This is a genomic window from Pedobacter sp. MR22-3, assembly GCF_026240075.1.
In the GTDB taxonomy this organism is placed as follows: domain Bacteria; phylum Bacteroidota; class Bacteroidia; order Sphingobacteriales; family Sphingobacteriaceae; genus Pedobacter.
The window spans coordinates 107147-121310 of the sequence record NZ_JAPIVF010000006.1 but is presented as its reverse complement, the minus strand read 5'-3'; the positions used below and the strand labels follow the sequence as shown (position 1 = coordinate 121310).

Genomic DNA, 14164 nt, shown 5'->3' with positions numbered 1-14164 from the left:
TTGGTTAATTAAATCATTTAAGGGCGAAATCTACAGGGCTGTCCAGTACATTGCCGACTGATTTTTAATCAGGATTCAGGTAGTTCAGATATTGATTCATGAATTTATTTGGTTAGTGGATTAATGGTAAGCGTTACATAAATCGTTTTATGATTCTTGGCATAAAAAGCTGATGAACTGAGGTGCAACTAGTTTAGTTTTTTCAGTTCGATGATTTTTCCATTGACATCAATAGTAAAACCCTTAAGCTGGCCTATATAAGTTAGGATTTGTTCGATGCTTCTTTTATTGGAAAACTTTCCCGCCACGGTAGAATTTTCCAATTCTCTATCCAGTATGATTTTAGTACCGTACCACCTGGAAAGGATATTCATTACCTCTTTTAAAGGCTGATCAAAAACAAAATATCCTGATCTCCAGGCAATGGTATTCTCAATATTGGCTTCGGCTTTGATGATCGGTTGATTATCAAGGTTACTAATCGATTCTTCACCGGGCACTAGTTTTAAGGTCTGGTTTGCAAAGGTTATATTTATACATCCCTCAATCAATGTGGTTTTTACCTCACTTCTATCCGGGTAGGATGCTACATTAAATTCGGTTCCAGTAACTGTTATCCGGCTTTGTTTGGTGTGGACGATAAATGGTCTTGAAACATCCTTTCTTACCTGAAAATAAGCCTCTCCGCTGACATAAACCTCTCTTTCTTTTGACTGAAAAGCAACCGGGAATTTTAAAGAAGATGCTGCGTTTAACCAAACCCGGGTTCCGTCGGCCAGGGTGATTTTAAATTGTTTCCCGTAAGGAATTTTCACCTCATTATAAGCAGCTGTATCCAGTGGTTGCAACAGACTGGTTATATAATTGAGTTCACCTGGTTTTTCGCTGTAGAAAGTAGTGCCACTTTCAGTAATGGTTTTACTGAGGCCATCGTTTTCCAATTTAACTTCTTTCCCGTTGGCAAGTTTTAATACAATCTGCCCGGCATTCAATGAATTATTATTTGCCAAACCCCGTCTGTCGGATTGATCCTTGTGCGTATGGGTAAAGATAAAGTATGAAACTGATAACATTGCTGCTACCAAAAGTGCAGCGGCGTATTTAAAGAATGTGAAATTTGTTTTTATAACCGGTTCAATCGTACCAAGATCTTTTGTTATACTGCTATTAATCTTGTCTTCAAGTGTTTTTCTTTCTGAACCGGATAGCTGATTGGTGAAATCAGATGCCTGTTCAAAGGCATTATAATAAGCATGGAGGAAATCAATTTCCCTTTTAGTTGCCTTGCCTGCTAAATACCGGTTCACTATCTGGTCAAAATTGGTCTTATCCAGCTTCATATTATATTTGGCTATATAATATAGAGACACAGAAATGGATTTTGCCCGTAGAAAATTGTGTCTTGACTAAAACAAATTGCAATTTATTGATTATCAGGTTAAAATATTTTAAGTAAATATAGACCAAATGATAAACTGCAAACAAAAAAGACTTGTGCGCAACTTATAGTTTATCTTTCCGATCTGATTGCGTACGGTTTTTGGAGATAGCTTGAGGATCACAGCGATTTCATCCGCTGATAAATCCTGCACATATTTTAAATCATAGATGAGCTGCTGTTGCTGGGTTAAATCCAATAGCAATGCGGCATAAGCCTGAGAAAGCTCATTGTAGAGCAGGTTGGCATCTGAACTTTCAGAAACGGCTTCTTTTAATTGCGTTAGCATATCTTCTATAGGAACAAACCTGGACTGTCTTTCGAATAATCTGATCACCCGGTTACGGACAGCGATGAACAAATAACCTTTTAGATTTGAGATTAATGCAGTATTTGGCGCATTCCAGAGCTGTATAAAAACATCATGGGTCACATCTTCAGCAAGTGTGGGATCTTTAAGCCGCTTATGGGCACTGTTATAAACATACGCCCAGTATTTTTTGTATAACGCTTCGAAAGCATACCTATCCCCTTCACTTAACTTGAGTAATAAGTCAACATCATCACTTAAGATGCTCTGAATGGACATGTTTTATATTCGGTTAATTTTTTTATCAAATATAAATGAAAAAATGATTCATAAATGAAATGTTGCACTGATGTCTACGTATTTATGAAGAACTCCTTCAGCGTTTTTTACAAAAAAATTAATGTCTTGATAATAGCTAGCGAAAGACCATTATAAATGGTATATTAATGCTTTATTAAAATTAATAACAATGGATGATCTAAAAAACTATAAGTTTGGTATTTTCTATTTTAATCCTGAGGATTCCAGGCTATTAGTCCCAAGAAAGATTTCAAGAATGAAAGGCTATACTCTTAATTTCGCCAGACCAATTAGTTTTGTATTATTTGGGTTGTTCATTGTTCTGCTTGTCTTCCTCATTTGCTCCTTATTGAACGTTTCTTTCAGCCGGGATTCTTCATTATAGAAAAATATTTAGCCAATCATAAAACGGTGGAATAGTGATGATAGCTTAAAGTTTATCTACAACATTGGTTTAGATGGGCATTTCGGCAAAAATGGCCACCGTTCCGCATGTAAACTGTCACTCATTTCGCCTTATAAAGTGCTTCTCCCCCACTTTCACCGATATATACTCTACACGGACAAAATTGGAAAAATAAAAATGAAGATGAGTTAAGGCCTGTCGATTTAAGGATTAAAACTTATCTGGATAAGTTTGTTAAATGCAAGCACCCTGACTCCTAGCATCCCATTTCTAATGATAAAAAATTACCTAAAAAATGGTATAGGACGGGTAATTGACACGGGTTTATCTTTGACCAACCTTTTAAATGGTTTTTAAAGGCCTATTATAATTCACATACATCCATTTTATTTAACCGTAATTCAATTGATCTCAATGAAAAAGCAATTATTAATGATGTCCTTTTTTATGGCTCTTGGCGTTATTGCATCAGCCCAGTCTAAATCTAAAAGTAAGGTTACGCCGAAGGCGAAAACTGAAACCAAAACGATGGCTTCCAGAAACAACACCCCTTCTCTTAGGGCTTATGGCAAGGGAGATAACCTGTTAAATATAGGTATTGGCATCGGGAGCCCGTTTTTTGGCTCAGGTTACTCTTCATCACTGCCGGTTAATCCGAGTGTGTCTTACGAAAAAGGTATTACGGATGAAATCAGCGTAGGTGGACAAGTAGCTTATGCGAGTTCTAAGTATAATTCAGATTTTCCGGGTTCAAATTATAGCTTTAAGCAAAATGCTTTTTATATCGGTGCCCGTGGTTCATATCATTTTAATGAACTGTTTAAGCTGGATCCAAAGTTTGATGTTTATGGGGGTGCCAGTCTTGGTTATGTAGTGGTTAGCACAAGCAATGACCAGGGTTTTGGCGGCACTACAGGCAGCGGTATAGGTTTTGGTTTGTTTGCAGGAGGTAAATACTATTTCTCTACTAAAACCAGTGTATTTACAGAACTGGGTTATCAGAGTCTGGCATTGCTGAATGTAGGTATCGCATTTAAGCTTTAATCTCTATAAAGTATACTTTCTTCTGACTCACTTAAATCCCTGAAAGTTCATTTAAATACTCATTTTAAATCCCTAAAGGGTTATGAAAAGCTCCACATCACGTGGAGCTTTTTTTGTAAAATGGCATTTAAGTACAAGCTAAAGATATAGATCAGCCGGTGAATGATGGCGCTATTGTCTCATCATTTGAATAGCTGACAAGCACACTTAAAAAATATAGTGACCAGTGTTTATATTTAAGATTTGACATGTTCTGATTTAACTGGTAATTACTAAATTCATCTGATAATTATGACAAATACATTTGTTAAATGTAGTATTTAAACTATATTAGGAGTTTTGATATGCATATGTACCGTTTTGTAATTGTAGATGATGAAGCTCACGCTATAGAAGGATTAAAAGTTTACATGGAACATTTGCCGGCCTTTAATCTGATGGCTACCTATACTGATCCGGTATTGGCCTTAAAAGAATTAAGTTGTGGAAGCGATGTGGAATTGATCTTTATGGATGTGGATATGCCACACTTATCCGGAATAGAACTGGCCTCCATAATCAGGCAGAAAACGAACAAGTTAATTTTAACCACGGCGCATACCAAATATGGTTATCAGGCATTTGAAGTGAAGGCAGATGGCTATCTGCTCAAGCCTTATTCACTCGGAAAGTTCCTCGAAACCATGCAACGTGTTTTTCCTGATAGTATAAAAAAGGCAGAACCTGTTGCCCCGCAGGTATTGGAAAATTTCTTTTTTGTAAAAAGTAAGGAAGATAGCCTGAAACTTGTGAAAATCAGGTTTGAAGAAGTGGTCGCTGTGGAAAGTAAACTGAATTATGTTCAGCTGCGCTTAGAAAACGGAAGAAACGTTACCACCTATATGTCGCTCTCTGAAATTTCAAAATGGCTGGTTGAGACCAGGGGATTTATACAGTTTCAAAGAAGTTTTATTTTAAACCGGGAGAAAATAGATGCGGTGGATGGAAATACGATTATCATGGATAATGGGCAGAAGATAACGGTTGGAGATTACTACCGCAAAGATTTTAACGAATTTATAAATCGGTATTTAATTAAACCCAGGCGTAGGGTAGACAAGCCTACACCTGAATAATTAATTTAAATTCCTGACATACCAGTTACCGTAATGCTGGAGGTTAATGTGGTGGGATCTGTACTGTAAGATTGAACTTTTACCGATTTAAAAATGAAAATTGTTCTGCGTTTAGATAGTTTAATTGCCTGTTTCATGGTTTTTTTCCTGAAACTTATGGCTTGGAAACTGACCTTAAAAAGTTGTTATACAGAACGATATGAATCCTATTTAAAAGCCTGACAATACATGAAAAAGTTTATCATCAAATCAGTGCGCAAATACCGGATACATCTTTTGGCCTGGTCTGCTTTTATCACTTATGAAGTCCTACTTATAGGATTGAGGTACGGGGTATTTGGGCATCCGCTTACCTATGCCGCTCATTATGGAATTATCATTGCCTATTTTTATGCGGTATCAGATAAAGCACTTCCATGGTCGCTGGCTTCAAAGAGGTTAATCATCATCAGGTTGCCATTGGCCATGGTGGTGCTGTTTTGTGCTTATGTATTGTTAAACTATGCTGTTGATACCATTCTGGTAGCAAACGGAATCGTTAAACACCTGAAGAAGGTCGTTCTGGATAGAAATTTTATCCTGGATGATCTATACCGAAGTTTATATTTTACAGGCTTTGCCACGGCCTATTACTTCCTTAAAACTTATTTTAATGAGAAGAAGCATACCAGCTTTCTGGAAGAGCAACGCCTTTTAGGCCTTATTAAAGAAGAAAAGATGGCAAAAACGCTCGCTAAAGCTCAAAATGATTTTCTTCGGGCACAGATTAATCCACATTTTTTATTCAATACTTTAAATTATGTGTATAACAATATCACCAGGAATCCTCAGCATGCACGAGATGCTGTTATTACCCTGTCGGATATTATGCGATTCGCCATTGATTCAGGAGAGGATGAATTGATTGCTCTAGGGGAAGAAATGCACCAGGTTAAACAGCTTCTTGATTTACACAAGGCAAGAATGGATTTCAAAGATTTTATTGATGTTTATATTGATGAGGATGCAATGGACTTAAGGTTTGTCCCATTGGTATTGTTGAGTCTGATGGAAAACATTTTAAAACATGGAAATCTTTCCGTTGAGGCATATCCGGCTTTACTGGCTGCATACATCGATGAAGATAAGCTACATATTCATAGCGATAACCTGGTAAATAGTGCAGGAAAAAAAATAGGCACTAACAATGGAATTAAAAATATCAGTACACGCCTAACTGCCGCCTATGGCGATGGATTGGATTTTTTTCATGGCCTGAATGATGACGGACATTATATTGTTAATATGGTTATACCACTTCAAGCTATTCATGATTATATCCGGAAAATCGACTTCCAGCCATCAGAACAGCATGAAATGCCCTGACACCATCTTTTAAATCATTAATTTCTTTGTTGACGGAGATTTTTTTTTTATGCAGATGGATTTTATTTTTTAACGGGTGCTTTTTTAAGAATGCTCTCTTCAATTGCTTTGATCCTTTCTGCTGCATTTTTATTTTTAGGATTTAAAGCTAGCGACTTCTTATAATTCAGCAGTGCTTCTGCTTGGTGATCCGTTATTTCATCGGCTTCGGCCAAACTGTCGAAGGCATTTGCACTTCCCGGATATAAGGCTACATTCAATTTAAAGATAGAAAGTGCAGCTGGTAAATTCTTTTGGCTGATAAGCTGATATCCCCAGCCGTTAAGTTCAGCCTCACTTAACTGAAAGTTTGAATCTTTTTTCTTTAATTTTTTTACTACAGCCAGGCTTTTATCAAAGCCCTGCTTTAACAGTTCGGCTCTTAATTTTTTCAGGTTGGCAGGTAAACCAAAGCCATTGGCTTCATGCATATCCGGAATATAATAACCCGCAACTTCATCGATCAGCTGATCCGGGTTTCCCTGCATTAAATTGGTTAATAGCACAATGGAAAGATCATCCTTTAAATAAACAAACAAGGCAGATCTGCCTCCGCCTACGGGTCCGACTGCAGGGTGTTCTTCACGGGTAACCGTTGGCCAACCAAGCGCATAACCATTCGTTAAAAAATTGAATCCACCAATTTTCCCATTATTAAGTCTGGCAGGTGTCCACAACGTATCCACACTAGCAGGTTTCTTTAAAAGCTTTCCACCTTTTAAAGCGATAATCCAGTTGGCGAGGTCAGTTGCGGTAGACTGAATCCCGGCGGCAGTTCTGAAAAAGACTGGAAATTGCATATAAGCGTGGCCTGGTGTTTTGTTCCTGATGAAACGACTACCCATTTTTTTCGTCAGGGTATAAGCACCTGCATAGTTAGGAATCACATCATAAGAATCACCAAATCGGGTTAATTTCATTCCGGATACTTCAAATTGTCGTTCTTCAATGAATTTTGTGAAATGCATCCCGCTCAGTTTGGTGATAAGTTGTCCGAGCAATACATAACCCGTTTGGTTATAACTGAATTTTTCTCCGGGTTGAAATTCAATGGGCAGTGCTTTTACCTTTTGCATGGCTTCCTGTTCATCATTATGCCCCATCACCTGTTCATCGGCATCCATGATATCAGGAAGTCCGGATATATGACTCAAAACCTGTTGTATCGTAATCTTTCTCCAGGCATCGGGCAGGCTATCCAGATGGAGCGATAGAAGATCGGTAATTTTTAATTTTCCTTCTTCAGCAAGCTGCATAATGGCAATCCCGACAAAAGCTTTTGTAATAGAATTGATGGAAAATACCGTTTCGTTGGTTGCATTAATATTGTATTCCAGATTTGCCTTTCCGAAGGTGGTGTCTTTTACGATTTTACCACCACGGATAACTGCTATCTGTAATGCCGGAATGCGGCGTTGCTGCATTTTATTTTTCAAAAAAACATCGATACTGTCAGAAGCAGTTATTTGCTGCGCCTGGGTGGATATATTGATCGAACCTAGCAGTAAAAGGAAAATGGTGGCGAAAGAAATTAGTTTCATTTGAGAAGTTATAGTATGGTCATTATTAGAGTAGACGAAGTTTTATCTGATTGGTTACAGCGAAGTAAACTTTTTATACTTAGGAAAGCAGGCTGGAAACAATTTAGTGATGGATTTTACGGTCTGCCCTCCTTATTAGACACCAAAAACCCTCAAAAAAATGGATCCTGTAAAACAAATTTACAGGATCCATTTGAAGAGTTAGCTTTAAACAGGCAACATTTGAGTGCACTTTGAATAGTCGCCGGTAATTTTTGATTAAACGATCGATGACTATTGAGGATTTATCTATTTATCCCAAAAAATGCGTGTGTCCATATTATCTGGTCCACCATTATCTGCAACTGCTGCCTGGTAATTTGCTGCATTGGCAGAAAGCTCAAGCGTTGGATAAACAAACCGGCGAACAAAACCACCAGTTATATTTTGTCCCGGGATGGTATTGGGCGATAAAGCTGGGAAACCACTCCTCCTGAAGTTAGCAAATGCCTCGGTACCATTGCCCCAGGAAGCCACCCAGTATTGCGTATTAATCAGATTGAGTGCATTTGTCGTATTATAAGCATTAACAGAATGATTAATAAATGCATTTTGCGTAGCTAAAGGAATGATGGCTGCCGGGTTATAAGTTGTCCATTGGTCCATCGCCGCCCGTATACCATTAGCATAATAAACATCAGGTGTACTGCCACCAGTTATCCAGCCTCTAAAAGCGGCCTCTGCCAAAAGCAATTGTGTTTGGGCATGGGTGATGAAAAATTGCGGTGCGGTTAAACTACCAAAAATACTATAATTAACCTGTGAATAATTAAAACCCGAACCGTTAGCACCTCTAAATCCCGGGGCAGTTGGTAAAGTAGCGTTACTATATCCCACCGGAAGTCCGAACTGATTGGCGGATGTGGTATCTGGTACGCTTGTTGGTGCCGCTAAGGGGTTTGCGTATTTGCCGGATATAAATTTCAATCGCGGATCACCACTATTTTTTAGTTGATCTACAAAGGGAGCCGCTAAATAATACGTATTCGCTATCGCCGTAATCGTCTGGCTTACGGGATTCACGTAAGTGGTATTGTATTTCAGATAACAGTTGTCGGCATTTGATGTCATTACACCACCAGCTACGGCGGCTTGCACAATAGCTTGTGCTTTGGTAGGGTCAATTTTACTATACCTCATCCCTAATCGAAGTAATAAAGAATAACCCAATCTTTTCCATTGGGTGATATTGCCACCGTAAAACACATCAGCCTTTACGATATCCTTTGCCGGATCTAAAGCTGCCGTTGCCTCCGTAACTTCTTTAATCAGGTCGGTATAAATCGCTGCCTGATTGTCGTATTTAGGGGTAAGCACATTTGATAAATAGGCTTGTCCGGCTTCACTATAGGGTACGTTTCCGTAAGTGTCTACCAGCATCATAAATTGGTAGGCTTTCCAGATTCTGGCTTCGTTATATAAATTTGTTCTTGTAGCATTGCCTTTGAGTTGGCTTAAGATTTGAACCAGTAATTGAACAGGGCCTGAAGAGCTTGTTGCGCCACTGTTTGTCCCCGTATATTCAGCATTCCAATTTTGCGAAGTATAGGTTTGATTCAGCTGATTAAAATTAAATGCCGAAGTGACGCCCGAAAATGGATTTACAAATTGCTGCACAATGGTTGGCTCCGTTTCCATCGTGGCTCCGTGTGTTCCAAATTGTGCGCTGGTAAACAAGAATGCCGCGTCGAGCTCTGTCGGATTATTTGGATTAATATTCAATTTATCAAACCCTTTATTGCAACTGGAAATTACTGTAACCCAGATGGCGATGGCTATAATTCTGATTAAATTTTTCATATTCTATAAAGCGTTAGAATTTTACGTTTAAGTTAAATCCGTAAGTACGTGTTGTTGGTAGCGATGCCTGCTCATAACCTGTGAGGTTATCTCCGCTTGAGGCTATTGCTTCGGGATCAATGTTGGGCGTATATTTCTTAATGATCAATACATTACGGCATACGGCAGATAGCACTAAGCCTTTCACATATTTTTTATTGATAAATCTAGACAAATCGTATCCCAGCGAAAGGCTTCTTAGTTTAACAAAGCTCGAGTTGTAAATAAAGGGATCTAAAATATTCGTTGAACGATAATTTGCATAAAAATCCTCTGCATTTACAGCAGTGGTGTTTGGTAATCCGTCTGTAGCGTTTACGCCCGGAAAAATTACGCCACCGACACGTCCAGGTAAAGACTCTTTTGATAAACCTTCTCTTAATAAGTTTAAACTGGTGCTCGATAGTAATTTACCACCTGCTTTATAATCAATATGGGCAATAAAGGTAAAGCCTTTGTAATTCAACGTATTTAGCCACCCCCCTGTTGCTGTAGGAAGGCCACTTCCAAAATTAACTGGTGTAGCACTTGCCACGGGTTTGCCTCCCGATAATACGATATTTCCGGAAGCATCCCGCTTATAAGTTGAACCTACAATTTGGTTAAGGGGTAAACCTACCACATGGACAATAGAACCAAAAAACTCTGGACTGCCCACCACAAGTTGCGATTGGTTGTTCGCTAATGACAATACTTTTGAAGAATTGAAAGCAGAATTAAAAGCCGTTTTCCAGGTAAAGTTTTTATTTTGGACAGGTATTAATTCCAGGTTAAATTCTAATCCTTTATTGTCCAAACCACCCAAGTTAACCAGCGTGGTGCTGTATCCGCTTGCTGCAGACAGGCTTATTGGAACGGCTTGATTAGTCGTTTTCTTATCATAGGCAGCCACGTCCAGGTTTACCCTGTTGTTGAACATGTGCAACTCGATACCAATTTCTTTTTCATTTACGCCAAAAGGCTTAATCTGGGTATTTGGTGAAGCTGTTCCGTTAATACTTCCTAAAGGAAGCCCATTGAATGAATTCTGGGCAAGCAAAAATGTTAATGCATTATAGGCGCCAACACCCTGGGCACTTCCCGTTTCTGCAACAGCAACTCTAAGCTTTCCAAAATTTAACCATTTTGCTGTTGGAAGTAATTCAGAAAAAACGAAACTTCCGCTAATTGAAGGATAGAAATAATGATCTATATCTCTCGCCAGTACCGAATACCAGTCTGTACGGCCGGTAAGATTGAGGTATAATAAATTTTTGTAGGACAATTCTGCAGTACCATACAATGAATTTACGGTTTGTTTAGTCAAGTTGTAACTCGAATTTGCCGTAACACCGTTCCCAATGGTATATAAACCTCTGATGTAAAAGTTGGTTACCGCCTCGTTAAATGTAGACGTAATTAAGGGAAAGTTATTCCCACCTACCGTTGCATTAAATGAAAAATCTTTCCATTTATGTCCTCCCCCCAGCAAGAAGTCAAAATTATTTTGGCGTGTACTTGATGTACTTATCCCATAGCTACCATTATACAGTCCTGATGGTGCTGCAGATACAGCCAGCGTACCCGTCGGCGTATTTGATTCATAGGTAGAGTGCAACAGGTCCATGTTTGCCCTGCCCTGAAAATATAGCCAATCGAAAAACTGATAGCGTACCACGGCAGTACCCAACAAATGATCTTTTGTTTGTCTTTGAAATTGGTTCGCTAATATCCAGTATGGGTTGGTAACGGTAGCAAACCTTGAAGTAGGTGTTTCATTTCCGTTAGCATCTATAGCGCCTGCCTTGAGTACATCAAAAGAAATGGAGTTAGCCAGCCTGTAAATTGATGTAGGAATTGCATTTCCCTGTACGCCGACCAGTGGCGGATTGTTATTGAATTGGTGATCATAGTTAACGTAAAATTGTGCAGATAACTTATCGGTAAGTTTATAGTTAATGCCAACGTTAAAAATCTTCTTATGATAATCGTTGTTTGGTACTATGCCCTGGGCATCTTGATTAGAAAGTGACACCCGAAAACTTCCTTTGTCATTACCGCCGGAAATTGCCACTGTATTACTCCACGATGGTGCAAGTCTGAAGAACGTCTTTATCCGGTCTTTAACAGGCGCATAAGGACGCTGCACACCATCGAATTGGTAGGTAGGTACATTATCAAACGGCACACCGAAGCTCCAGGCGCCGGAACTCTGCGCAGTTCCTTGTGACGAGGGACGAATGTTATTTTCACCTTGCCCGTATTCATATTGAAAATCTGTATAATCCAGCGCCTGGTTTATCGTGAAATTAGAGTTGAACTCAACACCTATTCCACTATTTTTTGATCCCGACTTTGTTGTAATAATGATTGCGCCGTTCACTGCACGCGAACCGTACAATGCTGCAGCGGTAGATCCTTTTAAAACAGTCATCGATTCGATGTCGTCCTGATTGATACCTTGCATATTATCTCCCTGGTCCACATTTTGTGTATAACCATTACTGCTGCTTGCACCCTGCGACATTGGCAAGCCATTGATTACGATCAGTGGCGAATTGTCTGCGGTGAAAGAAGATTGTCCGCGCAAACGGATCTTGGTACTCCCGCCTGGCCCTGCGGCGGGTGGAGAAACGTCCAGTCCGGCGATTTGGCCCTCAAGCGAATTGGCTAGGTTAGTTGTACGGTTAGTTTGTAATGCCTCTACGTCGGCTTTTTGAGCTGAATACCCCAGGCTTTTGGCCTCCCTTTTTATGCCGAGTGCGGTTACAATAACCTCATTTAACGCATTTGTAATCGCTACCATAGACACATTAACTACGGTTTTTGTATTTACTGTTATTTCTATGGGCTTATAGCCAACTGATGTGAACACCAATACCGCGTTGTTATTGGCAACATTTAGGGTATAGCTGCCAGATGAATTGGTTACCACAGCATTCCGCGTTCCCTTTTCAACTATGCTTACGCCGGGCAAACCAATGCCCTGTTCATCGGTAACTTTACCTGTGATTCCTATAAAAGCTATTTTTAACTTTTTGGTTTTTGAAGGCGTACTAAAGACTACGGTTGTTAGCCCACCAGCTGATGCGCGCTCGGACTTGAAAAGAATGAATACCGTTAACACAGTACAAATAAATACTAGTGGAAGTATTTTTTTTTTCATAATTGTTGTTTGGTTAGAATTGTTATTTTTAATAAGCAGCTTAAATAACCGCAGAAGAGGGGTTGCTGTCAGTTCGGAACATACGCAGCGTTTAGCGACTTTGTATGTTGTTGAATGGTAAGTAAAATCTATCTCATGTGGTTATATTGCTTGGTTAGTTAATCAATCTCTGTTCTAATCATCTAAGGCAAAATGCTTAGGCTAAATAGTTCATTTGAAGAAAATAGTTGCGAAGAATAGGGGCATCACTTTCCTTTTATATTTGGTTTAGAAACAATTATGTTACTCAAGCAAATAAAGACAACTTTAATGAAAAGCAATTTCAGTATTACAGCAAAAAATTGTAACATATTAACATAGATATTTCTTTCTGATATTAGTTACCGCCTCATAAAGCGCCAAAACAGACCTGTCTATCAACCACTTATCGTATTACCTCATAATTGAATCGGTATAATACGAAAATAAAAAAGCTTGGCATGGTTAATATATCCACTTCAATAAGTGATTAGATGGATATTATATCACACATAATTTCTAATTTCATTTTCGTAATTAACCAATTATAAACATGAAAGCTACGTTAAAAAAGGCTACTCCAAACCCGGAGCATTCCTTTAATATCCATAAGGATATAGGACATGCGATATTAAGTGCCTGGCATTATCACCCTGAGTGTGAGTTATTAGTTGTTAAAAGAACCTACGGCACCTGCCTGATAGGCGACTACGTGGGTCCTTTTAAAAATGGTGACGTATTTTTATTTGGATCAAACCTGCCACATACTTTCCGGTGTGAACAAAAATATCTGGAAAGCGATATCGAAAAGGTTGGAGAAACCATCGTGATTCTTTTTGAAAACAACATCTGGGGTGATGCATTTTTAAATCTCCCCGAAATTAGCCCGATTGTTAAACTGCTCAACACAAGCAAACTGGGCTTGCGCTTAAAAGGAGTAACCAGACGAAAGGTTGGTAAAATAGCGGAGGAAATGCTCAACGAATCGCCTGCCCGTAAGTTGATCAATTTATTATCCGCTTTAGAAATAATAGCTGCTTCGAAAGAATATGAAATTATATCATCCAATGGCTTTAATCCAGAAGTGAATAGCGTTGATCAAAGCCGCATTAACGCGATATTCGAATACACATTTAATCATTACCACCAAAAAGTAGCATTAGAAGATGTGGCTGCATTAATTAACATGGGGAAGCACTCCTTTTGCAGGTACTTTAAATCCAAAACAAAGAAAACATATATCCAGTTTTTAATGGAAGTGAGAATTGGAAATGCATGCAGATTGCTGTTAGAAGAGGAATTTAACATGACTGAGGTAGGCTATGCCTGTGGCTACAACAATATCTCTCACTTCTATCATCAGTTTAAAGCGCTTACCAAAAAAAATCCAATGGACTACAGGTATAACTATCTTAAAACTGAAGAGAAGAAATTTATCTAGCAGCATTTTTGACTTGCTTTAATGGCCCGTTTATTTTAAGATATTGCCAGGTAATTTACCTGAGGTAGGCTCAAATCAAAAAGTATATTTGTTAGTAATGATCAAATCAGGCTACGCAAACCAG

At 38.8% G+C, this 14164-nt stretch carries 9 protein-coding genes; 4 read left to right on the top strand and 5 right to left on the bottom strand.

The window, feature by feature from the left end; translation table 11 throughout:
• Nucleotides 1–188: 188 nt before the first annotated feature.
• Nucleotides 189–1340, bottom strand: coding sequence for a FecR family protein (locus OQ267_RS15745; RefSeq protein WP_265836784.1), 1152 nt, complete (start codon nucleotides 1338–1340; stop codon nucleotides 189–191).
• 108 nt (nucleotides 1341–1448) lie between these two features.
• A complete protein-coding gene (locus OQ267_RS15740) occupies nucleotides 1449–2027 on the bottom strand; it encodes an RNA polymerase sigma factor (protein ID WP_265836782.1) in 579 nt (192 codons plus the stop codon).
• 841 nt (nucleotides 2028–2868) lie between these two features.
• On the opposite strand from OQ267_RS15740, the gene OQ267_RS15730 reads away from it, so the two are divergent.
• The 3 genes from OQ267_RS15730 (at nucleotide 2869) to OQ267_RS15720 (ending at nucleotide 5978) form a co-directional block, all read left to right on the top strand.
• The gene (locus tag OQ267_RS15730) at nucleotides 2869–3498 is read left to right on the top strand and encodes an outer membrane beta-barrel protein (RefSeq protein WP_265836778.1); all 630 of its coding nucleotides are present in this window, start codon (nucleotides 2869–2871) and stop codon (nucleotides 3496–3498) included.
• Nucleotides 3499–3848: 350 nt separating this feature from the next.
• Entirely contained in the window at nucleotides 3849–4613 is a 765-nt protein-coding gene (locus tag OQ267_RS15725) for a LytR/AlgR family response regulator transcription factor (protein ID WP_265836776.1), read from the top strand.
• A 228-nt stretch (nucleotides 4614–4841) separates the two neighbouring features.
• Complete coding sequence (locus OQ267_RS15720) at nucleotides 4842–5978, top strand: sensor histidine kinase (RefSeq protein WP_265836774.1); 1137 nt, start codon at nucleotides 4842–4844, stop codon at nucleotides 5976–5978.
• Between the two features lie 62 nt (nucleotides 5979–6040).
• Here the strand turns inward: OQ267_RS15720 and OQ267_RS15715 are convergent, their stop codons facing one another.
• The 3 genes from OQ267_RS15715 to OQ267_RS15705 form a co-directional block, all read right to left on the bottom strand.
• Nucleotides 6041–7558, bottom strand: a complete 1518-nt coding sequence (locus OQ267_RS15715; protein WP_265836773.1) for a serine hydrolase domain-containing protein — start codon at nucleotides 7556–7558, stop codon at nucleotides 6041–6043.
• Nucleotides 7559–7846: 288 nt separating this feature from the next.
• A complete protein-coding gene (locus tag OQ267_RS15710) occupies nucleotides 7847–9397 on the bottom strand; it encodes a SusD/RagB family nutrient-binding outer membrane lipoprotein (RefSeq protein ID WP_265836772.1) in 1551 nt (516 codons plus the stop codon).
• A 13-nt stretch (nucleotides 9398–9410) separates the two neighbouring features.
• Nucleotides 9411–12581 carry a SusC/RagA family TonB-linked outer membrane protein gene (locus OQ267_RS15705; protein ID WP_265836771.1) on the bottom strand — a complete coding sequence of 1057 codons (3171 nt, stop codon included), beginning with the start codon at nucleotides 12579–12581 and terminating at the stop codon, nucleotides 9411–9413.
• Between the two features lie 571 nt (nucleotides 12582–13152).
• Between OQ267_RS15705 and OQ267_RS15700 the strand changes: the two genes are divergently transcribed.
• Nucleotides 13153–14040 (top strand): AraC family transcriptional regulator, encoded by an 888-nt coding sequence (locus tag OQ267_RS15700; RefSeq protein WP_088301521.1) that lies wholly within the window; start codon nucleotides 13153–13155, stop codon nucleotides 14038–14040.
• Nucleotides 14041–14164: the final 124 nt, after the last annotated feature.